Source organism: [Roseibacterium] beibuensis (assembly GCF_039542305.1).
Lineage (GTDB): Bacteria > Pseudomonadota > Alphaproteobacteria > Rhodobacterales > Rhodobacteraceae > Roseibacterium > Roseibacterium beibuensis.
Window position 1 is genome coordinate 682951 of record NZ_BAABHW010000001.1, and the last position, 20346, is coordinate 703296.

The following is a 20346-nucleotide window of genomic DNA, read 5'->3' on the forward strand; positions in this document are numbered from 1 at the left end:
GTTGGGGGTGTTTGGGCGGGATTTTGCCGACAGGGTCCGGGTTTGTTGCAATGCGTCATAAACCTTGAATTGTCTCTTTCCCGGCGCGCCTGTACCCCCTTTCCTCAAGCAAAGCTGCATGGGGCCCAAGGGCCCGCAGCGCAGGCCCAGAAGCTGCACCGAGCATGATGGCAGCCAGGCCGAAGGAAACGGGACGAGGGACGAGATGCAGGCAACCATCCGCCATTCTGTCAGCTTTACCGGAACGGGTCTTCACACCGGGCGTCTGGTCCGCATGTCGATCCAGCCGCAGACCGCCGACATGGGGATCTGGTTCCGTCGCAGCGACCTGCCCGGGTCGGCCTTGATCCCCGCACGCTACGACCGCGTTCCCGAAAGCCGTCTTTGCACCAAGCTTCTCGGCGAAGATGGTGTGGAGATCTCGACCATCGAGCATGTGATGGCCGCGCTCGCCGGTTGCGGTATCCACAACGCGCTGGTCGAAGTGGATGGTCCGGAAATGCCGATCCTCGATGGCTCGGCCGCGCCCTTCGTGCGCGCGATCCTTGATGCGGGGATCCAGCGCCAGTCTTCCGCGATCCATGCCATCGCTGTGACGCGGCCCATCGAGGTGCGGGAAGGGGACGCTTTTGCCCGTCTCGACCCGTCCGAGGGGTTGGAGATGGATTTCGCGATCGAGTTCACGGATGCCGCCATCGGTCGCCAGCGCCGCGTTGCCAACCTCGCCAATGGCCGCTTCGTGCGAGAGTTGTGCGACAGCCGCACCTTCTGCCGGCAGGCGGATGTCGACGCGATGCGCGCGGCTGGCCTTGCCCTCGGGGGCAGCTACGACAACGCCGTGGTCGTCGATGGCGACATCGTGCTGAGCCCCGGTGGCTTCCGGCATGCGGATGAGGCCGTGCGTCACAAGATGCTGGACGCGCTTGGCGATCTCTACCTCGCCGGGGCGCCGATCCTCGCGCGGTACACCGGTGAACGCGCGGGCCACATGCTGACCAACCGTCTGCTGCGCGCGCTGTTCGCCGAACCGGGCGCGACGCGCGTCGTCGAATGCGACACGACCCTGGCCGCGCGCCTGCCGGGCATGGGTGTGAACGTCGCCGACCTGGCGCATGTCGCCTGAGCCGACACGGCGGGGAGGCGCTTGGCGCAGGCCGTGACGATTTCAAGCGTTTTGCCCCTAAAAGGAATGTGCTAGACGCAATCCGACAGCGCTCGGACGCGGGCGCGAAACGGACGTTACGACCTTGGGGAATGCGCGGATGCTGCTGAGAGAGCCTTCCATCCTGACACAAGCGGCGCGGCGCGCGGCGCTGGTTGCCGTTGTTGCGGCGGTTGCGGCCTGCGGCGGCGGCGATGGCGGTGGCCTGTTCGGTGGCGGCGGCGGTGGCCTCTTCGCCTCGCGCAACGCCACGGTCCCGCTGGAAGAAATGGATGCCCAATCCATCTTCGAGCAGGCCGAGTTTGAATTGGAATCCGGCAACCCCGATGACGCGGCGGTCCTCTTTGCCGAGGTCGAGCGCCTGCATCCCTATTCGGAATGGGCCAAGCGCGGCCTGATCATGGCGGCCTTCGCCTATCACCAGGACGAGGATTATGAGAATGCGCGCCTCGCGGCGCAGCGCTACCTCGATTTCTACCCCGCCGAAGAGGATGCGGCTTACGCGCAATACCTCATGGCCTTGAGCTACTATGACCAGATGGACCAGATCGGCAACGATCAGGGGATCACCTACCTGGCCTTGCAGGAACTGCGCAACGTCATCGAACGCTACCCGGATAGCGAATACGTTCAGGATGCCGTGCTGCGCTTTGATCTGGCCTTTGACCAGTTGGCCGCAAGCGAGATGGAAGTTGGGCGCTACTACCTCCGCCGCCAGCATTACACGAGCGCGATCAACCGCTTCCGTGTCGTGGTCGAGGAATTCCAGACCACCAGCCATACGCCCGAAGCGCTCTTGCGCCTGGTTGAAGCCTACCTTGCGCTTGGCCTGACGGACGAGGCCCAGACCGCGGGTGCCATCCTTGGCTACAACTTCCGCGGCTCGCCTTTCTATGACGACGCCTTCCGTCAGTTGACGGGGCAGGGCCTGACGGACGAGGCCGCGGGCGAAAGCTGGCTGCGCGAGATCTGGGATCAGACCGTGCGGGGCGACTGGCTGTAAGTCGCGGGGCAGGCTTGCGCTTGCCCCCGCTTGGCTGGATGGTGCGCCCATGCTGAGGCATCTCGACATCCGTGACATGCTGATCATCGACCGGCTGGAACTTGCGTTTCAGCCGGGTCTCAACGTGCTGACGGGCGAAACGGGCGCGGGCAAGTCGATCCTGCTGGATGCGTTGGGCTTTGTGCTGGGCTGGCGCGGGCGGGCCGATCTGGTCCGTGCCGGGGCGGCACAGGGCGAAGTGGTGGCAGAGTTCCAGATCACGGAAGGCCACCCGGCCCGCGCCGTGCTGGAAGAGGCCGGTCTGCCGGTCAGCGACGAGTTGATCCTGCGCCGGGTCAACACGCCGGAGGGGCGCAAGACCGCCTGGGTCAATGATCGCCGTGCCTCGGGGGAAGTGCTGCGGCAACTGTCGGATGTGCTGGTGGAATTGCACGGGCAGCAGGATGACAAGGGCCTGCTCGACCCCAAGAACCACCGCGCGATGCTGGACGAATTCGGCGGTTTGCGGGCGCTGAAGGCCGAGGTGGCAGAGGCTTGGAGCGCGCGAAGCAAGGCGTCCCGCGCCTTGGCCGAGGCGGACGCCCGGCTGGCCGAGATGAAATCCGAGGAAGATTACCTGCGCCACGCCGTGGCCGAGTTGGACAAGCTCGACCCGCAGCCGGGCGAGGAGGGGGAACTCGACCAGCGGCGGCGCCTGATGCAGGCGGCCGAGAAGATGCGCGAGGATGTCGCCCGTGCCGGGGCCGCGCTCGGGCTGGAGGGGGCCGAGGGGATGCTCTCGGATGCGCGCCGTTGGCTGGAAGGCGTGACGGATCGGGCGGAGGGTGGGTTGGATGCGGCCCTTGCTGCATTGGAACGCGCGACGGTGGAACTGTCCGAGGCGCAATCGGCGGTCGAGACCTTCGCCGACCAGTTGGTGTTCAATCCGGCGGAGCTGGAGGAAGCCGAAGAACGGCTCTTCGCGCTGCGCGGCCTGTCGCGCAAACATGGGGTGATGGCCGACGACCTCTCGGGTCTTGCCGATGATTTGCGCACCCGCCTAGGCCAGCTCGATGGTGGTGCCGAGGAAATCTCGTCTCTCGCCAAGACTTTGCAGGAGGCCGAGGCCACCTTTGCCGCCGCCGCCGCCCGCCTGACCGAGGCGCGCGTCGAGGCTGCCGGTCGGTTGGACGCGGCGATGGCCCGCGAACTTGGACCATTGAAGATGGAACGCGCGGTCTTCACCACCGAGGTCGTACCGGCCGATCCGGGCCCCACCGGCACCGACGCGGTCACCTTCACGGTGGCCACCAATCCCGGCGCGCCGGCCGGGCCGCTCAACCGCATCGCGTCGGGCGGGGAGTTGTCGCGCTTTCTCCTGGCGCTCAAGGTCTGCCTGACCCATGACGACAGTGGCCTGACGATGATCTTCGACGAGATCGACCGTGGGGTCGGCGGCGCGACCGCCGATGCGGTGGGCCGCAGGCTCGCGGCCCTGGCCGAGGGCGGGCAGGTTCTGGTCGTCACCCACTCGCCGCAGGTGGCCGCGCTTGGCGCGCATCACTGGCGGGTGGCCAAGGATGTCGAGGGCGGCGTGACCACCAGCCGGGTCGTGCCGCTGGCCCCGGAGGACCGCATCGACGAGGTGGCGCGGATGCTGGCAGGGGACACGATTACCGACGCCGCGCGGGAGGCGGCGCGCGCGTTGTTGTCAGGGGCTTAACGAGACCTGCGATAATCCTGCGCCGTCAGGCCGCTGCCGTCGCTGACATGGGTTTCCGCCCCCGGCACGACATCCGTGTTCTGCGCCGAAACGGCCAGCCAATCCGCCCCGCGACGTTCAAGAACGAAGCTGAAGATGGTGCTGCGCGCACCCGCCTCGGACCCGTCCGGCGCGCGTTGCCCGCTCAACCGGACGCGCTGATGCAGCAGCAGGTGATGCGGCCCGAGCGGGCGCAGCTTGCGCCGTCCGGGCGCAAGCCGTGTGTCGGCAAAGAAACTGTCGAGCGCATATTGATGCGCGCGGGCGATGGCGCCGCGGTCTTCCCACCAGATGCCGACGACATTGACGAAATCGGCGTCCGGCGCGAACAGATCGGCCAAGGCCTGGCCATCGCGGGCATGCCACGCCGCGACGAGGCGCATCACGAAAGCATCTGCCACGGCCTCTGCATCTTCAAATCCAGTGTCCATGCCGACACAGATGGACCGCGGCCCTTTCCAAGGCAAGCGCCGCCTTTCCTTCGTCTTTTTGGCAAGCTACACGTCAAGTTGACCTGACGGTGCCGGGTGCGGGAGGCGGCAGCGTGACAGGGCGAACGACCCGATCCTCCCCATGAAAGGGATAGCGCGGTGACCCAACCGCCCCAGAGCAAGGGTTTCCTGCAGACGCAGGCCCGTGATGCTGCCGCAGCCCTGCGCAACGGCTGGCGCGTTCTGTTGCAGCGAGGGCCGAGCCAGGTCCAGTTCTGGTTCATCGCGCTGGTGATCGGTATCGCGGCCGGGTTCGCCGCCCTGTTCTTCCGTATGGGGATCAATGCGCTGCAGCATACCCTTTACGGGGTCGAAGACGTGCGCCTGCTGCACAGTTTCGCGGAAAGCCTGCCGTGGTACCTGATCCTGCTGATCCCGGTTTGTGGCGGGCTGATCGTGGGCTTCTTGCTGCACTATTTCACGCCGGACGCGCGGGTCCGATCGGTCGCGGACGTGATCGAGGGCGCGGCGCTCGACAATGGGCGGGTGGAGCAGCGGGCGGGCCTTGTCTCGGCGCTGGCCTCGATGATCACGCTCGGATCAGGCGGGTCGTCGGGCCGGGAGGGGCCGGTTGTCCACCTTGCCGCCGTCATCTCAAGCCGTGTCTCGGACTGGATCAAGGCGGATGGCGTCACCGGGCGCGACCTGTTGGGCTGTGCCGTCGCCGCGGCCGTCTCGGCCAGTTTCAACGCCCCCATCGCGGGCGCGCTTTTCGCGCTCGAGGTCGTTCTGCGGCATTTCGCGGTGCATTCCTTTGCCCCCATCGTCATCGCCTCGGTCGCCGGGACGGTCATCAACCGGCTGGAATTCGGCGATGTGACCGAGTTCAGCCTCCGGCCGGACGAAGCGCTGCAATTCTATGTCGAGCTGCCCGCCTTCCTGATCCTCGGGCTGGTGTCGGGCCTGATCGCGGTCGCCTTCATGCGCGGCACCTTCTGGGCGGAGGATGTCGCCAACCACCTGCAACGCAAGACCGGTCTGCCGCGCTGGCTGCGCCCGGCGGTGGCGGGGTTGCTCTTGGGCGCGCTGGCGATCTTCTTTCCGCATATCATCGGCGTGGGATACGAGACGACCTCGGCGGCGCTGACGGGAGAGTTGTTGCTCTACGAGGCGATCATCTTCGCCGCGCTCAAGGCCCTGGCCGCGACCATCACCATCGCCGGTCGGATGGGGGGCGGGGTGTTCTCGCCCTCGTTGATGCTGGGGGCGTTGTCGGGGCTGGCCTTCGGCCTGATCGCGACGGCCATCTTTCCCGACGTATCCGGGTCGCAGACGCTCTATGCGCTGGCGGGCATGGGCGCGGTCGCCGCGGCCGTGCTCGGCGCGCCGATCTCCACCACGCTGATCGTGTTCGAACTGACCGGCGACTGGCAGACGGGCCTTGCGGTGATGGTGGCGGTGTCCCTTTCGACGGCCATCGCCTCGCGGCTGGTGCACCGGTCCTTCTTCCTGACGCAGCTGGAGCGGCGCAACATCCACCTTGCCGCCGGGCCGCAGGCCTACCTTCTGGCGATGTTCCGGGTGGGCAAGGTGATGCGTCCCATGGACCATGAAAACAGCGCCCCGCAGGAAAAGCTCCTGACGCTGGTCGAGCAGGGGATCTATACCGACACCAACGCAACGCTGGAACGTGCCCTGCCGATCTTCGAGAATACCGGCCTCGATTACGTGCCCGTTGTCCAGCTTGCCCCGGGGGATGGCCCGCCCGCGCTGGAAGGTGCGTTGTTCCATGTCGATGCGCTCAAGGCCTATAACCGCGCGTTGGCGGCGACGGCGGCCGAGGAACACAGCTAAGCCCCCCGGTTTCCGGCATCTCGCAGATCCTGGTTGGGCAACGCGTTGTTTCTTTAAGCCAACCGTTCGAAAGGCTTGCCAGCCGCCCCTGGGCGCGGCCATGCTTGCGCCATGGGAATTCGGGGGCGTCTGGCCGCATATGCCGCGGCACTGTTTGCAACGCTGGTGCTGTTCCTGTCATCCGCGCCGGTCCAGGCGCAGGGCGGGGCGGAGCTCGCCCGCAGCACGCTGTCGCGGATCCCGCAAGCGGCGCTATCGGGCGCGTCGGAGTCCATCGTGATCGGTGTGGGCAATGGCGACGCCGTGCGCTGGCCCGCGGTGCGCGGCGCGCAGATCGGCGTCAATCCCAATACGCCGAACCTGTTCTCGGCGATCCGCAGCGCCTCGCCCCTGCAAATGCGGGTCTGGCAAGAATTCACCGACGACGAGGTGCGCGAGGCCAGCGGCATGAACCCGTCGGACTGGATCACGACATTCGAGGTCGCGTCCGGTGACATCCGCCTCGGGGGGATGGAGATCCATCCCGACAGTTCCATGCGCCTGCGCGGCAACCTCTTCGGCAACGGGTTCGAGATGGGCGAGCGGCGGGGCGTCACCATCATGTGGCGCGGGGATGCCGATTACGAGGCCGCCGAGGCGCGCGTCGATCCGGCCAACCCGTTTGGCGGGGACAGGGGGCTTTCGACCCGTTTCGCCATCTACGATGACCGGATGCTCTGGGCCACCGGCTGGCCGACGCTGGACGCGGCCATGGCACCCTCCGGGGCAAGCCTTGCCGCCATGCCCGACGTCGAGGCGCTGCTGTCTGGCCTCGCACGGGCGGGCAGCCTCGGCGTTGCGGCCTCGGTGCGCATCTGGCTTCGAAACGGCGGCACGCTTCCGATTGCCAATGCGGACGCGGCGGCGCTCGAAGGCCTGTTGCTCAGCGACGCGGCCGCGCGCGAGAACGAAGGCGCGGCGCTCGTCTTGCTGTTCGCGCCAGGTACGGAGCTCGACGGGCTGGATACGCGCCTGGCCGAGGCCTGGCCGATCCTTCATGCCGGACGTGTCGCCGAGGCCCCGAGCATCACCCTCAGCCCCGGTGCGCAGCCGACCGTGACGATCGCGCTGAATGGCGGCTGGGGCGAGGATGGAGCGGCCACGAATGGCGCCTATGACACGCTGGTTTCGGCGCTTGAGGGCGGGCGTCTCGGTTTCCTGCTGTCGCAATAAGCGGCACGCGGCCGGCGCCATTACAGCTGCTCGACCGTTACCTTGTCGCTGTAGAAGGCGATGTGATCCCGGATATCTGCCACGCGGTCGATCGGGTCCTCGTAGCTCCAGGCCGCATCGGGGATGTCACCGGCTGCCGTGGACACCGTGTAATAGCTTGCCTGGCCCTTGAAAGGGCAGCGCGTGGTCGAGTCGGTTTTCTCCAGAAACGCCATGCCGACGTCGGCGCGGGGGAAATAGATCACCGCGGGCATGTCACCCTCGGTCAGTTCCTTGGCGTCCGAGGACTCCGCCACGACGGCACCGCCTGCACGGACAACCCATTTGCCCGTCGCGTTCCTGATCTTGATATGCTCGCCCATCACGGTCCCCTCCACTGTCGTCGACGTTGCTTATAGCCTCCACCCCCGGCTTTGCCCATGTTCTGTGACAGGGGCGTGTCAAACCGGCGCGGTTGCCTGCCCCAGCCAATCGGCCGCCGCCCCATCCAGGCGCGGCCCGATCCGCCGCGCAACGCCCTCATGATAGCTGTTGAGCCAATCGCGTTCGGCCGGCGACAGCATGTCGGCCACGACAAGGCGCCGGTCGATCGGGGCCCAGGTCAGCGTCTCGAAGGCAAGCAGCGCGCGATGCGCATCGCCGCCCGGCGGTGTGTCGGCCTCGGTCACGACGACGAGGTTCTCGATCCGGATGCCAAAGGTCCCCTCGCGATAGTATCCCGGTTCGTTCGACAGGATCATCCCGGGCTCCAGCGGCAGCGTCGACACGCGGCTAAGCCGTTGTGGCCCTTCATGGACGCCGAGGTAGACACCGACACCATGCCCCGTGCCATGGTCGAAATCGCGGCCCGCGGCCCAGAGCGGCGCGCGGGCAAGCGCGTCCAGGTGCCCGCCTGTCACACCCTTGGGAAAGCGCGCCCGATGGATGGCGATCATGCCCTGCAACACCTGGGTGAAGGCTGTCTTCTCCTCGTCGCCCACCTCGCCCACGGGCAGGGTGCGGGTGATGTCGGTGGTCCCGTCCTCGTATTGGCCGCCGCTGTCGATCAGGAACAACTGACCCGGAAGGACCCGCGCATTGGTTTCTTCGGTCACGCGGTAATGCACGATGGCGCCATGCGCGCCGGCCCCTGCGATGGTGTCGAAGCTGATATCCTTCAACGCGCCCGTCTCGGCGCGGAAGGCTTCCAGCGACCGCACGCAATCGATCTCGGTCAGGTTGCCCTTGGGCGCCTCGGTATCGAACCAATGCAGGAACCGCGCCACTGCCGCGCCGTCGCGCAAATGCGCCTCGGTCGTGGCCCTGATCTCGGCCGGCGTCTTTTTCGCCTTGGGCAAGAGGCAGGGATCGGCCGCTTTCGCGATCTCGACGCCGGCCTCCTCCAGCACCTGCGCCACCCGCACCGGCGCGGTCGCCGGGTCCACGCGCACGGGTCCCGCGAGGTTGGCCAAGGCCGCGTCGAATGCCTCCCAGCCGAGGACCGTGATCGCCGGGTCCGGCCCCAGCCCTTTGAGTTTCGCCGGATCGGTGAACAGTGTCACACGGGCGTCGTCTTCGATGATCGCGAAGGCCTGCGTGACCGGCAGATGCGGCAGGTCACCGCCACGGATGTTCAAGAGCCACGCGATGGAGTCCGGCAGGGTCAGAACCGCAGCGCGCTGGCCCTCTTCCCGCAGAAGCGCCGCGATCTCCCCGCGCTTCTCGCCCGAGGTCTTCCCGGCATACTCCACCGGGTAGCCGCGCGCCGGTTCGGTCGGTGGGGCAGGGCGGTCGGTCCAGATCGCATCGACCGGGTTCGCGATGGGGCGCAGGCTGATCTTCCGTTTCGCCAGGGCCACCTCCAACCGGTCGATCTCCGAAGAGCTGTGCAGCCACGGGTCATAGCCGATCACGCCGCCCCCCGGCACATGGTCGAGCAGCCAATCTTCCAGCTTGGTCTCGGGCCAGTCGACCGGCGTGAAGGCGCCCGTGTCCACCTGCGCTTTCACCTGCACCCGGTAGCGCCCGTCGACGAACACACCGGCGACGTCGGGCAGAACCGCGCAGAACCCGGCCGACCCGGTGAACCCGGTCAGCCAAGACAGGCGTTCATCACAGGCGGCGACATATTCCCCCTGGTGTCGATCCGCGCGCGGCACAAGGCAGCCGGTCACTCCATCCTGCGCAAGATGCGCGCGCAACCGTGCCAGCCGCTTCGGCCCGTCCTCGGGCCGCGTTGTCGCTGAAAACTCCTGAAACATTGCCACCTTTCCCCGCACCAGACAGGAGGGCGCTGTCCCACCCCATCTTTATCCCAGAAATATGCACGCGCGGACCGCGCGCGCTCGGCAAGGGGCTCGATGCCCCTTGTCGAGCGGTCTCGTGCGACGGGCGCCCCCGGTCGCGAACGTCAACTTGCCCGTTTCATGCCCATCACGCGGGCGCGCGCCCGCGGGTCGCTGTCAAACAGCGAGGCCAGTTGCTCGGTGATCGCGCCGGCCAGCTGTTCGGCATCGGTGATCGTCACCGCGCGCTCGTAATAGCGCGTAACGTCATGGCCGATCCCGATCGCCAGCAGTTCCACGGCACGGCGCTTTTCTACCATGGCGATCACGTCGCGCAGGTGCTTCTCGAGGTAGTTCGCCGGGTTCACGCTGAGGGTGCTGTCATCCACCGGCGCCCCGTCCGAGATCACCATCAGGATCTTGCGCGCCTCGGGCCGGTTCAGCATCCGCCGATGCGCCCATTCCAGCGCCTCGCCGTCGATGTTTTCCTTCAGCAGACCCTCTTTCATCATCAGGCCAAGATTGTCGCGCACCCGCCGCCAGGGCGCATCGGCGGGCTTGTAGATGATGTGGCGCAGGTCGTTCAGACGTCCGGGTTGCTGCGGCCGCCCCTCGGCCAGCCATTCCTCGCGCGACTTGCCGCCTTTCCAGGCGCGGGTGGTGAAGCCGAGGATCTCGACCTTCACGCCGCAACGTTCCAGCGTGCGGGCCAGCACATCGGCGCAGATCGCGGCGATGGAGATCGGCCGCCCGCGCATCGAGCCGGAATTGTCCAGAAGCAGCGTCACCACCGTGTCGCGGAACTCGGTGTCCTGCTCGACCTTGAAGCTGAGCGGCGTCGTCGGGTTGGCCACCACGCGGGCCAGGCGTCCGGCATCGAGAATGCCTTCCTCGCGGTCAAAATCCCAACTGCGGTTCTGTTGCGCCTGCAAGCGGCGCTGCAGCTTGTTGGCGAGGCGACTGACCGCGCCTTTCAGCGGGTCGAGTTGCTGGTCGAGATAGGCGCGCAGGCGTTCCAGTTCCTGCGGCTCGGCCAATTCGCTGGCCTCGATCTCCTCGTCATGCTCGGTTGTGTAGACCTTGTAATCGGGGTCCGCGTCGGAATGGGGCTGCGGCGGGGGCGGCTCCAGCGGGGCTTCGCCTTCGGGCAGTTCCTGTTCTTCCGCCTCGTCCATGTCGCCCTGGTCGTCCATCTCGACCTGGGCCTGGCTGGCATCCTGCTGTTCGTCCTGGCTGCGTTCCGGGCTGGCCTCGGCGTCGTCTTCCTGGCTGTCGTCTTCGCCGGTGGAGTCGGGCTGATCCTCTTCCGACTCGTCCCCGGCCTCTTCCTCGCTCTCGTCGTCCAGATCGTCCGGGTCTTCGCCCAACTGGTCGCCGTAGCCGAGGTCCTGGATCATCTGGCGCGCGAACTTGGCGAAGGCGGTCTGGTCGGACAGCACCTCGGACAGATCGCCAAGGCGGTCGTCGCAGCGATCCTCGATGAAGCCGCGCCACAGCTCCATCACGTTGGCGGCCTCGGGCGGCAGGTCGCGCCCGGTGGCAAGATGCCGGATCAGGTAGCCCGCAGCGGTGGCCAGCGGCGCTTCGGCGGCTTCGCGCACCTCGCCATAGCCCTTGCGGCGGGCCTCGTGTCCGATCTTGGCGTCGATATTCTTGGCGGTGCCGGGCATGTCGCGCGCGCCCATCGCCTCGCAGCGGGCGGTTTCCATCGCGTCCATCAGGTCGCGGGCCATCGCCCCGGAGGGCGCGTAGCGCGCGGCCGTTCCCGCATCGTGATAGCGGTGGCGCAGGGCCAAGGCATCCGCGGTGCCACGCGCCAGCAGAACCTCGTCGCGGGTCATGCGGCGGCTGATCTGGGGCAGCCGCACGCTGTCATTCGTCAGACCCGGCGGATCGACGGTGTAGCTGACGGCCAGATCCGGGTCGTCGGCCATCACGCGGGTGGCTTCGGCCAGGGCCTTCTTGAACGGCTCTGCGGGGTTGTCTGAGGTCGGTTTCGCCATGGCGTGGAATGTGGACCGCGAATGGGCCGAGGGCAAGGTGGCTCGCGCGCTATTCCTCGCCGTCAGCGGCGTATTTCGGAGGGGGGCGAGCAGCAAGCCAGGGATGTCAGGCCGCGAGGGTCTGTGCCCTGTCTCATTGATCGCCGTCCGGTTCCTCGTCCGCAGGCGCATCGCCGGCCAGCCGGTCGCGCAACGCGTTGCAGAACCCGAGATTGCCTTCGAGGTTCGCGTCGAACACCGTGCCGCCTTCGGCCTGGTTCGCCGTCATCCGGTCGAGATACAACTCCGTCGCCGCGTCGACCCACGGCACCACGACTTCGAAGGCGGCCTCCATATCTTCGGAGCCGGTCTCATCCTGCCAGACGAGGACCGAGAACACGGCCATGTCGGTTTCGCGCTCGGCGGCCATCCGCCCGACCTCGGTCTGCTCTCCGGCGTAAAGGCGAAAGGCGCGGAACAGCGCGGTGCATTGCACCAACGTCTCGCCGGCCCCCGCCGCGGCCAAGGCGGCCCCCATCGCTTCGTCGAAACCTTCGGGGGCGGCCGGGGCTTCGCTCATCTCTTGCGCGGTGGCGGGCAAGGCAAGGCAGAGCGCGCAGAGCGCCGCGCGGATCGGGGGGAGAGGCATGCAAAGTCCTTCGAAGGTCGGGTCGGTCGTGGACCCCAGCCTAGCAGGCCCGCCACGAAACACCACCCAACGCGGTCAGGTCAGTCGCGCGCACCAGTCGATGCGGGACCCGCCGCTGTAGCGCACCGCCAACCCCTCGGCGATCAGGGTGCGCCCGACATCCACCCCGTCGAGACGCAGCTGCACGAGGCGGCGGTCGTAGCGGTCGATCCCGCCCAGTCGCGCGTCGACGCGCGCGGCATTGCGCACAAGCTGACGCAACCGGTCGGTCGCGCGCCGGGCAAGCTCCGCCTCTTCCCGGCATCCGGGCTGATAGCTTTCGGGCGTGTCATACCCGGTCAGGCGGGCGCGAAACCGGCCTTCTGTCGCACAGGTCATATCCACCGTGTCGCCATCGACCACGTTGGTCACGCGGCACGCGTCGCCCTGTTCGGGTGCGGGTGGCAGGCCTGGTGTGCAGGAGGCGGCTGCCAGCACGACAGCAACCGAACCGGCAAAAAGAAAACGGGCAAGAGAACCACTCATGCCCGTTTCTTAACAGATCGTTAACGGTTGGCCAGCCGTCCCAGCCGGACCGCGCGCCGGATCAGCCGAGGCTCATCGAGGCGGCGCTTTCCGGCAGTTCCTCGTCAAAGCAACGCTGGTAGAACTCGGCCACGGTCTGGCGTTCAAGCTCGTCGCACTTGTTGAGGAAGGACACGCGGAACGCATAGCCCACGTCGCGGAAGATCTCGGCGTTCTGGGCCCATGTGATCACCGTCCGCGGGCTCATCACGGTCGACAACTCGCCATTCATGAAGGCCGTGCGCGTCAGGTCGGCCACGGTCACCATCTGGCTGACCGTGCGGCGTCCCTTCTCGGTGTTGTAATGCGGGTTCTTGGACAGAACGATCGCGGTTTCCGCATCATGGCTGAGGTAGTTCAGCGTGGCCACCAGCGACCAGCGGTCCATCTGCGCCTGGTTGATCTGCTGCGTGCCATGATACAGGCCGGTCGTGTCGCCCAGGCCCACCGTGTTGGCTGTCGCGAACAGGCGGAAATACGGGTGCGGCGTGATGATCTCGTTCTGGTCGAGCAGGGTCAGCTTGCCGTCATGCTCCAGAACACGCTGGATCACGAACATCACGTCGGCGCGGCCCGCATCGTATTCGTCGAACACGATGGCGACGGGGTTGCGCAGCGCCCAGGGCAGGATGCCCTCGTGGAACTCGGTCACCTGCTTGCCGTCGCGCAGCTTGATCGCGTCCTTGCCGATCAGGTCGATCCGGCTGATGTGGCTGTCGAGGTTCACGCGCACGGCGGGCCAGTTCAGGCGCGCGGCGACCTGTTCGATATGGGTCGATTTGCCGGTGCCGTGATAGCCCTGGATCATCACGCGGCGGTTATGGGCAAAGCCCGCGAGGATCGCCAGCGTCGTGTCGGGGTCGAACTTGTAGGTCGAGTCGAGGTCGGGCACGCGGTCGGTGGCTTCGGCAAAGCCCTTCACCTTCATGTCGGTGTCGATCCCGAACACCTCCCGGACCGAGATTTCTTCGGTCGGTTTTGCATCCATGCTCAAGCTGCCATCGGCCATGTCGTCCTCGGGAATTATCTGGAAAGGGATCGAACCCGCTGGTGGTGCAACATATCGCGGGAGGCTGCAAGGGGAAGGGGCGCTTTCGTCTCGCCTGACGCGGTTTCCGCGCTGCCGGGGCTTTCCATTATAGCCATGCCGTGATCTGCTTGACCCATGGATGCACGCGCAGAACTGGAAGCCCTGATCGCACGGGTGGCCCTTGGGGATCGTGCGGCCTTTTCCGCGCTTTATGATGCCACGTCCGCGAAACTTTTCGGCACCTGCCTTCGTGTTCTCAAGGTAAGGGCCGAGGCCGAAGAGGTTCTGCAAGAGGTGTATGTCCTGATCTGGCAAAAGGCGGATCGCTACCAGGTGACAGGGCACAGCCCGATGACATGGCTGATCACGCTGGCGCGCAACCGGGCCATCGACCGGCTGAGGGCGCGCAAGCCCTCGACCGAGATCGACGATGCCCTGCCGCTTGCCGATGCCGCCCCAGGACCCGAGGCGAAAGCGGTTGCGGCGGGTGAGGCGCGGCGGGTGGTGGCCTGCATGGACGAATTGAAGGCGGACCGCGCCGCAGCCGTGCGCGGGGCCTATCTGGACGGCATGAGTTACGCCGATCTGGCCGAGCGCCACGCGGTGCCGCTCAATACGATGCGAACCTGGCTGCGCCGCAGCCTGCAACAGTTGAAGGAGTGCCTGTCGAGATGAGCGACCGTCCCGACATGATGGGCGGGGGGCTGGGCCCCGACGATGACGCGCTCGCCGCGGAGTACGCCCTCGGGCTGCTCGCACCCGGCGAGGCGCGGATCGTCGAGCAGCGCATGCTCGACGACCTGTCCATGCGGCGCGCGGTCGAAAGATGGCAGGCGCAGTTCGCCGGCATTGCCGAGGTCGAGGTCGACGCCATCTCGCCGCCCGATCATGTGAAGGCCGCCGTCGAGCGCAGACTCTTTGGCGAGGAAAGCGCCGCGTCACGGCCCACGCTCTGGCAGCGTGTCGGGTTCTGGCGCGCCTTGTCCGGTGTGAGCACCGTCGTCGCGGCGGTCGCCGTTGGGGTGGCCATTCTGCCGGTGATCCAGCCGCCCGAGCCGGGCCCGGACCCTGAGGCACCCGCCGAGGGCATCCCGCCCGGCACGATCCTGATGACGCACCTGATCCCCGTTGAGGATTCCGGCCTTGGACTGGCCCTCACGCGGGAACCCGATGGGACTTTGCGGGTCAATCGCGTGGCGGGCGCGCCGACACCGGGCCGCGAACAGCAACTGTGGCTGATCGTGGAGGGGCAGGACGCGCCCATCTCGCTTGGCCTTCTGGCCGAAGACCAGATCACCACTCTGACCCCGGACGGGGAGACGGCACGGCTTTTCGAAGCGGGCGCCTCCGTCGCGATCTCGGATGAGCCGCCCGGCGGGTCGCCCACGGGGCTGCCGACCGGGGCAATCCTCGCCCTCGGCACGCTCGTGCCTCTCTGATTATACGGTCAAGCGGCCCTGCCTTGCCTCATCGGAAACCGCCAATCCCGGCCCGGCCAAGGGTCTGAGGATTTTTTCTGACCCATCTGAAACTCCCGCGCCTCCCCTCTCGTGGCTGCTCATATCTCCGGGACAAGGAAACGCCCCGGTGACCAAAGCAACAGAGAGGACAACCATATGTTCACCCCCAAGACGCTTGCAGCCACCGCCACCGCCGTCATTCTTGGCGGCACTGCCTTGGCCCAGTCCGTGCCCATGGTGGGCGGCGCGCCGATGTATCCCAACATGAATATTGTCGAGAATGCCGTGAACTCGGCCGATCACACCACGCTGATCACCGCCGTCCAGACCGCGGACCTTGTCGATACGCTGGCCGGCGACGGTCCCTTTACCGTGTTCGCGCCGACGAATGACGCCTTTGCCGCCTTGCCCGCAGGCTCGGTCGAAGCCCTGTTGGAGCCCGGCAACCGGGACCGCCTGACCGAGATCCTGACCTGTCACGTGGTGGCGGCCGAGGCCTTTTCCTCGGCGATCGCGGGTATGATCGCCGATGACGGCGGTGCACACCCGATCGACACGGTCGGCGGCTGTACCTTCACCGCGCGGATGCAGGGCGGCCAGATCATGATCGAGGACGAGCAGGGCCGCATGGCCACCGTCACGCAGGCCGATGTCGATCAGTCCAATGGCGTGATCCACGTCATCGACACGGTGCTTCTGCCCGACGCGTAAGCGCGCCGCGCAAGACACAGCCCGATCCGGCCCGGATTGCCCCCGGGCTGGACGACGGCCGAGGCGCGGGTCCAGTCCGCGCGTGTTTGTCCCCAACGTGGTGGTGCCGGGTCCTTAGACCCATGGGGCCCCTCCCGGTGCCATCGCCTCGGCCGCCGCCCTTTGAAACAAGGGGTATCTTCCCCACATAACAAGCGAAAGGAGATCGCCATGATATCCAGACGCAGCCTGATGGGCGCGGTGGGAGCGGCCCTGGCCGCAACGCCGTTCAGCACCCGCCATGCGCAAGCCGCCCTTGCCGAGGGGCCGTTCGAGATCACGCGCACCGAGGCAGAATGGCGCGCGATGCTGAGTGATGCGGAATACGCCGTCCTGCGCGAGGCCGGGACCGAGCGCGCCTATACCAGCCCCCTGAACGATGAAACCCGCGACGGACTTTTCCATTGCCGGGGCTGCGACCTGCCGCTCTATTCCTCGGAAACCAAGTTCGACAGCGGCACGGGCTGGCCCAGCTTCTACGAGGCGCTGCCCGACGCCATCGGCACGATGGAGGACCGGTCCTTCCTGCTGATGGTGCGCACCGAATGTCATTGCGCTCGCTGCGGCAGTCACCTCGGCCATATCTTCGAGGATGGGCCCGAACCGACCGGGATGCGCCATTGCATCAACGGCGTGGCGCTGCGGTTTCAGCCCGCCTGAGCGGCAACGGCTGCACCGAAAAAGGCCGGGCGTTCTGCCCGGCCTTTTTTAGTCTCGTGTCGCGCCAGCGTCAGTTCCAGCAGCTTACCCGAACCGCGATATCTGCGCCCAGGCGCGACAGGTTCTCGCGGTTCATCATCCCGGCGGGCGTGGCGATCTGCGGCGCGACACCGGCCTGCTGCAGGATCGGCAACAGCTGATCGCCGCGCAGCGCCAGCGTCACCTCGCCGGGCAGGGCGCGGCCATCCAGCATGCCGGGCAGCACCATGCCCAGAACCGCACCCGAGGCGTCGATGACCGGGGCGCCCGCTTCGCTATCGGCGGTTTCCACGTCCAGCCGCTGCACGGTGGTCTCGCCATTCACGCCGGACAGGGCCGAGATCGAACCAAAGCTGGTCGACGCGGCCGACAGGGCACCGTTGAACGGAAAGCCTGCGACGGCGATTTCACCGCGCACGCGGCCCGGCGTTTCCGCCATCCGCGCATAGTCCAGCGGGGCCAGCGCCGTGCGGGGGCGCAGAACCGCGATCCCGAGGGCGTCGTCGCGATAGGCGATGTCGGCCTCGTAGGCATTGTCGATCAGCACGCGGGAACATTGCCCGGTGGGTCCGGTCACGGCCTCGGTCGTGGTCAGCACCGTGCCGCGGCTGTCGATGAAGAACCCCGTCCGCAAAACCTCGGGGCGGCGCACTTCGAACCCGGAGACAAGGTCGATATCCTGGCCTGCACCCTCCGGCACGAAGGCCGGATCGAGCGCGCCGTCGAAATAGCTGATCGTCTCCTGCATGATGGGCAGGATCTGCTCGACATCCTCGTCCCGCTCGGGGCCCCAGATCAGGGTGAAGCCCTTGACGGCCCCGCCCACGACGCGCGCCTCGGTATGGCTGCGCAGGGTGGCCGACTGACCCGTCAGCAGGAAGCGGTCGCCCTGGCGTTCCCGCTCGCCCTGCATCGGCACGATTTCAAGCGTCTGCATGATCTCGTAGAGGCCGAAAAGCGTGGCGCGGTCGCCCGGCTGGCTGATCAGCAGCACCTGCAATCCGCTGTCGTTGATGCTGTCATACTGCGCGAAGGGGAAGTTGTATTCCGAGAATTCGACCATGCCGAGGGGCAGATCGATTTCGATGCCAGCGCCGTCGTCCCGCACGGTGGTGATGCCAAGCCTTGCCAGTTCTTCGGCGCGTTGGTTCAGCAACTCGGCCCGCTGCCGCGTGGTCAGGATGCCCGTCGGCTCATAGCCGCGCGATTGCTGCCAGGCAGACATGGCGGCCCGGGTGCCGGGGCCGAACGCCCCGTCGATGCCACCGCGGTAAAATCCGTAATACTGAAGGGCGATCTGCAGCGCGTCGCGCTGTTCGCGGGTGAGCTGGGCTTCGCTCTGGCGCGCCTCGGCAACGGTTTCCTCGGGCAGGGAGGCAGGTTCGGGCGGCGTCACCTCTTCGACGACCTCTTCCGCGACCTCCTCGGCGACCGCGTCCACGACCTCTTCCGCCAATTCCTCGGACGCATCCTCGGCCGAGGCGACGACACCTTCGGTGGTCACGACACTATCCCCGGCCAGGGTGTTCACACCCACCGGGAAGAACTGCTCGGTGAAGGCCTGTCCGTCCTGCAGGAAACTGTCACCGGGGATCAGGCCCTGTGCGCGAAGCTGGCCCAGAAGCGTAACCGCCTCGGCGCGCGCGTAGGGACCAAGCGCAATGGCGTAGAAGCGCGCGCCGGCGCGGAAGCCGTTCACATCCTCCAGAAGCTGCGCATAGGCGCGCGTGCGCTGTTCGGTCGTGGCAAGATCCGGGTAGCTTTCGATCTGGATCCAGACCCGCTGATCGGGGTCCTGTGCGCTGGCCGGTCCGGCCAGCGATACGCCAAGGCCCAAGACCAGCGTCAGGGCGAGAATGCCCCGGAGAAAAGTCGTCAACATCGTTTCAAAAACCCTGTCGTTTCGAGGCTTTGTGTATGGCGCGGTGTAAAATCTCCGCACGTTCCCGGCGGACGTTAGCAGAGGGTCTGCCCCTTACGCCAGTGAAGAAGCACGTTTTCGGGCCATGCGGTGTGGCGCATCCGCCCTGCAAGGCGGTGCACCCTGATTGACCCTTTGGTGCCGCGCGCATAGGAAGGCGCCGAACCCCAACAGACGCCACGGGATCGACGCCATGTCCGCCGCCACGACCAAAGCCGACGCGCCCCGCAGTTTCCAGGAGATCATCCTGCGGCTGCAGACCTACTGGGCCAGCCAGGGCTGCGCCATCATGCAGCCCTACGACATGGAGGTCGGCGCGGGCACCTTTCACCCGGCGACAACGCTGCGCAGCCTTGGCTCCAGGCCTTGGGCCGCCGCCTATGTCCAGCCCTCGCGCCGCCCGACCGACGGGCGCTACGGCGAGAACCCGAACCGGTTGCAGCACTACTACCAGTACCAGGTGCTCATCAAACCCAGCCCGCCCGATTTGCAGGCGCTCTATCTCGGCAGCCTCGAAGCCATCGGCATCGACCTTGCCATGCATGACGTTCGGTTCGTCGAGGATGACTGGGAAAGCCCGACGCTGGGGGCCTGGGGCCTCGGGTGGGAGGTCTGGTGCGACGGCATGGAAGTCAGCCAGTTCACCTATTTCCAGCAGGTTGGCGGCCATGACTGCCATCCGGTCTCGGGCGAACTGACCTACGGGCTGGAGCGTCTGGCCATGTACGTGCTTGGCATCGACCATGTCATGGACATGCCCTTCAACGACCCCGATGCGCCGATCCCGCTGAGCTATGGCGACGTGTTCCGCCAGACCGAGGAAGAATACTCGCGCTTCAATTTCGATGTGGCCGAGACAGCGGTCCTGTTCCGGCATTTCGAGGACGCCGAAGCCGAGTGCCAGCGCATCCTGAACGAGCCCCATGACGATCCGAAAACGGGCAAGCGTATCGTGCTGGCGCATCCGGCGTATGACCAGTGCATCAAGGCCAGCCATATCTTCAACCTGCTGGATGCGCGCGGCGTGATCTCGGTGACCGAGAGGCAGGCCTATATCGGGCGTGTCCGCGCGCTGGCGAAACTCTGCGCTGATGCCTTCGTGGCGACCGCGGCGGGCGGGTTCCGCCCGGCGGACAGCGCGGCATGACGGCGGGCAAATGGGTCGTCCTTGCGTTGGTCGCAACGGCCATCGCGGCCGGTGTGGGCCTTTGGTACGCCCAGACCCAGGCTTGGTATGGCCCGGTGGATACGCCCGACATCACCTTCAGCGCGCCGGACGGAACACCGATGGAGCGGCCCCTGCTGGCGTTCGAGGGGATCGACGCCAGCACCTCGCCGCTGCGCTACCGCGCCTGTTTCGCGCTTGACCCGTCAGAGGTCGCCCCGCTGATCGAAGCGGGCATGGCCTATGACACGCCCGAGCCGCTCGTCGCGCCCGGCTGGTTCGAGTGCTACGACGCCGAAACCATCGCGCTGGCGCTCGACCGCGACGAGGCGACCGCGATCCTCGGGGTACGCAACATCGCGACCGGCGTGGACCGCGTGATCGCGCTTTTCCCCGATGGGCGTGGCTTTGCGTGGCACCAGTTGAACGGCACGCTGGAATGACCCTCACCGAACCCGG

Annotated in this window: 19 protein-coding genes; 11 read left to right on the forward strand and 8 right to left on the reverse strand. The window is 66.8% G+C overall.

Annotated features, from left to right (window positions below; genetic code table 11):
• Positions 1–205: 205 nt before the first annotated feature.
• The 3 genes from lpxC (at position 206) to recN (ending at position 3867) form a co-directional block, all read left to right on the forward strand.
• Positions 206–1123 carry a UDP-3-O-acyl-N-acetylglucosamine deacetylase gene (gene lpxC, locus ABD923_RS03420; RefSeq protein ID WP_259546671.1) on the forward strand — a complete coding sequence of 306 codons (918 nt, stop codon included), beginning with the start codon at positions 206–208 and terminating at the stop codon, positions 1121–1123.
• A 139-nt stretch (positions 1124–1262) separates the two neighbouring features.
• Positions 1263–2165, forward strand: a complete 903-nt coding sequence (locus tag ABD923_RS03425; RefSeq protein WP_222188328.1) for an outer membrane protein assembly factor BamD — start codon at positions 1263–1265, stop codon at positions 2163–2165.
• 49 nt (positions 2166–2214) lie between these two features.
• Complete coding sequence (recN, locus tag ABD923_RS03430; RefSeq protein WP_259546670.1) at positions 2215–3867, forward strand: DNA repair protein RecN; 1653 nt, start codon at positions 2215–2217, stop codon at positions 3865–3867.
• Here the strand turns inward: recN and ABD923_RS03435 are convergent.
• Positions 3864–4337: an SgcJ/EcaC family oxidoreductase gene (locus ABD923_RS03435; protein WP_259546669.1), complete on the reverse strand. Its 474-nt coding sequence runs from the start codon at positions 4335–4337 to the stop codon at positions 3864–3866. The two genes, recN and ABD923_RS03435, sit on opposite strands and share 4 nt — an antisense overlap.
• 222 nt (positions 4338–4559) lie before the next feature.
• Between ABD923_RS03435 and ABD923_RS03440 the strand changes: the two genes are divergently transcribed.
• Both ABD923_RS03440 and ABD923_RS03445 read left to right on the forward strand, forming a co-directional pair.
• Positions 4560–6191, forward strand: a complete 1632-nt coding sequence (locus ABD923_RS03440; protein ID WP_259547428.1) for a chloride channel protein — start codon at positions 4560–4562, stop codon at positions 6189–6191.
• 111 nt (positions 6192–6302) lie between these two features.
• Positions 6303–7403: a hypothetical protein gene (locus ABD923_RS03445; protein WP_259546667.1), complete on the forward strand. Its 1101-nt coding sequence runs from the start codon at positions 6303–6305 to the stop codon at positions 7401–7403.
• 20 nt (positions 7404–7423) lie between these two features.
• Here the strand turns inward: ABD923_RS03445 and ABD923_RS03450 are convergent, their stop codons facing one another.
• The 6 genes from ABD923_RS03450 to cobS all read right to left on the reverse strand — a co-directional run bounded on the left by ABD923_RS03450 (position 7424) and on the right by cobS (position 13871).
• Complete coding sequence (locus ABD923_RS03450) at positions 7424–7765, reverse strand: DUF427 domain-containing protein (RefSeq protein ID WP_259546665.1); 342 nt, start codon at positions 7763–7765, stop codon at positions 7424–7426.
• Positions 7766–7843: 78 nt separating this feature from the next.
• Positions 7844–9643, reverse strand: coding sequence for an aminopeptidase P family protein (locus ABD923_RS03455; RefSeq protein ID WP_259546663.1), 1800 nt, complete (start codon positions 9641–9643; stop codon positions 7844–7846).
• A 149-nt stretch (positions 9644–9792) separates the two neighbouring features.
• Complete coding sequence (cobT, locus tag ABD923_RS03460; protein WP_259546662.1) at positions 9793–11670, reverse strand: cobaltochelatase subunit CobT; 1878 nt, start codon at positions 11668–11670, stop codon at positions 9793–9795.
• A 133-nt stretch (positions 11671–11803) separates the two neighbouring features.
• Entirely contained in the window at positions 11804–12298 is a 495-nt protein-coding gene (locus ABD923_RS03465) for a hypothetical protein (protein ID WP_259546661.1), read from the reverse strand.
• A 75-nt stretch (positions 12299–12373) separates the two neighbouring features.
• Complete coding sequence (locus ABD923_RS03470; protein WP_259546660.1) at positions 12374–12823, reverse strand: thermonuclease family protein; 450 nt, start codon at positions 12821–12823, stop codon at positions 12374–12376.
• A 61-nt stretch (positions 12824–12884) separates the two neighbouring features.
• Entirely contained in the window at positions 12885–13871 is a 987-nt protein-coding gene (gene cobS / locus ABD923_RS03475) for a cobaltochelatase subunit CobS (RefSeq protein ID WP_222188315.1), read from the reverse strand.
• A 156-nt stretch (positions 13872–14027) separates the two neighbouring features.
• Between cobS and ABD923_RS03480 the strand changes: the two genes are divergently transcribed.
• The 4 genes from ABD923_RS03480 to msrB all read left to right on the forward strand — a co-directional run bounded on the left by ABD923_RS03480 (position 14028) and on the right by msrB (position 16762).
• On the forward strand, positions 14028–14567 hold the full coding sequence (locus tag ABD923_RS03480) for a sigma-70 family RNA polymerase sigma factor (RefSeq protein ID WP_259546659.1): 540 nt from the start codon (positions 14028–14030) through the stop codon (positions 14565–14567).
• Positions 14564–15331: an anti-sigma factor gene (locus tag ABD923_RS03485; protein ID WP_259546658.1), complete on the forward strand. Its 768-nt coding sequence runs from the start codon at positions 14564–14566 to the stop codon at positions 15329–15331. Before ABD923_RS03480 ends, ABD923_RS03485 begins: the two co-directional genes overlap by 4 nt.
• Before the next feature lie 177 nt (positions 15332–15508).
• The gene (locus tag ABD923_RS03490) at positions 15509–16063 is read left to right on the forward strand and encodes a fasciclin domain-containing protein (RefSeq protein WP_259546657.1); all 555 of its coding nucleotides are present in this window, start codon (positions 15509–15511) and stop codon (positions 16061–16063) included.
• A gap of 213 nt (positions 16064–16276) precedes the next feature.
• Positions 16277–16762, forward strand: a complete 486-nt coding sequence (gene msrB / locus ABD923_RS03495; protein ID WP_259547427.1) for a peptide-methionine (R)-S-oxide reductase MsrB — start codon at positions 16277–16279, stop codon at positions 16760–16762.
• A 70-nt stretch (positions 16763–16832) separates the two neighbouring features.
• Here msrB and ABD923_RS03500 read toward each other — a convergent pair whose 3' ends face one another.
• Positions 16833–18683 carry a serine protease gene (locus tag ABD923_RS03500; protein ID WP_259546655.1) on the reverse strand — a complete coding sequence of 617 codons (1851 nt, stop codon included), beginning with the start codon at positions 18681–18683 and terminating at the stop codon, positions 16833–16835.
• 232 nt (positions 18684–18915) lie between these two features.
• On the opposite strand from ABD923_RS03500, the gene ABD923_RS03505 reads away from it, so the two are divergent.
• Together ABD923_RS03505 and ABD923_RS03510 are read left to right on the forward strand one after the other, a co-directional pair.
• Positions 18916–19869 (forward strand): glycine--tRNA ligase subunit alpha, encoded by a 954-nt coding sequence (locus ABD923_RS03505; RefSeq protein WP_259546653.1) that lies wholly within the window; start codon positions 18916–18918, stop codon positions 19867–19869.
• A complete protein-coding gene (locus ABD923_RS03510; RefSeq protein ID WP_222188301.1) occupies positions 19866–20330 on the forward strand; it encodes a DUF6446 family protein in 465 nt (154 codons plus the stop codon). The genes ABD923_RS03505 and ABD923_RS03510 overlap by 4 nt, the downstream gene beginning before the upstream one ends.
• Positions 20331–20346 lie beyond the last annotated feature (16 nt).

Excerpts from the sequence above, each read along its gene's own strand:
- lpxC (WP_259546671.1), top strand. The coding sequence starts at position 206 with ATGCAGGCAACCATCCGCCATTCTGTCAGCTTTACCGGAACGGGTCTT.
- ABD923_RS03510 (WP_222188301.1), top strand. The coding sequence starts at position 19,866 with ATGACGGCGGGCAAATGGGTCGTCCTTGCGTTGGTCGCAACGGCCATC.
- recN (WP_259546670.1), top strand. The coding sequence starts at position 2,215 with ATGCTGAGGCATCTCGACATCCGTGACATGCTGATCATCGACCGGCTG.
- ABD923_RS03425 (WP_222188328.1), top strand. The coding sequence starts at position 1,263 with ATGCTGCTGAGAGAGCCTTCCATCCTGACACAAGCGGCGCGGCGCGCG.
- ABD923_RS03470 (WP_259546660.1), bottom strand. The coding sequence starts at position 12,823 with ATGAGTGGTTCTCTTGCCCGTTTTCTTTTTGCCGGTTCGGTTGCTGTC.
- ABD923_RS03465 (WP_259546661.1), bottom strand. The coding sequence starts at position 12,298 with ATGCCTCTCCCCCCGATCCGCGCGGCGCTCTGCGCGCTCTGCCTTGCC.
- ABD923_RS03435 (WP_259546669.1), bottom strand. The coding sequence starts at position 4,337 with ATGGACACTGGATTTGAAGATGCAGAGGCCGTGGCAGATGCTTTCGTG.
- ABD923_RS03455 (WP_259546663.1), bottom strand. The coding sequence starts at position 9,643 with ATGTTTCAGGAGTTTTCAGCGACAACGCGGCCCGAGGACGGGCCGAAG.
- ABD923_RS03490 (WP_259546657.1), top strand. The coding sequence starts at position 15,509 with ATGTTCACCCCCAAGACGCTTGCAGCCACCGCCACCGCCGTCATTCTT.
- ABD923_RS03480 (WP_259546659.1), top strand. The coding sequence starts at position 14,028 with ATGGATGCACGCGCAGAACTGGAAGCCCTGATCGCACGGGTGGCCCTT.
- cobT (WP_259546662.1), bottom strand. The coding sequence starts at position 11,670 with ATGGCGAAACCGACCTCAGACAACCCCGCAGAGCCGTTCAAGAAGGCC.
- ABD923_RS03450 (WP_259546665.1), bottom strand. The coding sequence starts at position 7,765 with ATGGGCGAGCATATCAAGATCAGGAACGCGACGGGCAAATGGGTTGTC.
- cobS (WP_222188315.1), bottom strand. The coding sequence starts at position 13,871 with ATGGCCGATGGCAGCTTGAGCATGGATGCAAAACCGACCGAAGAAATC.
- ABD923_RS03485 (WP_259546658.1), top strand. The coding sequence starts at position 14,564 with ATGAGCGACCGTCCCGACATGATGGGCGGGGGGCTGGGCCCCGACGAT.
- ABD923_RS03445 (WP_259546667.1), top strand. The coding sequence starts at position 6,303 with ATGGGAATTCGGGGGCGTCTGGCCGCATATGCCGCGGCACTGTTTGCA.
- ABD923_RS03500 (WP_259546655.1), bottom strand. The coding sequence starts at position 18,683 with ATGTTGACGACTTTTCTCCGGGGCATTCTCGCCCTGACGCTGGTCTTG.
- ABD923_RS03505 (WP_259546653.1), top strand. The coding sequence starts at position 18,916 with ATGTCCGCCGCCACGACCAAAGCCGACGCGCCCCGCAGTTTCCAGGAG.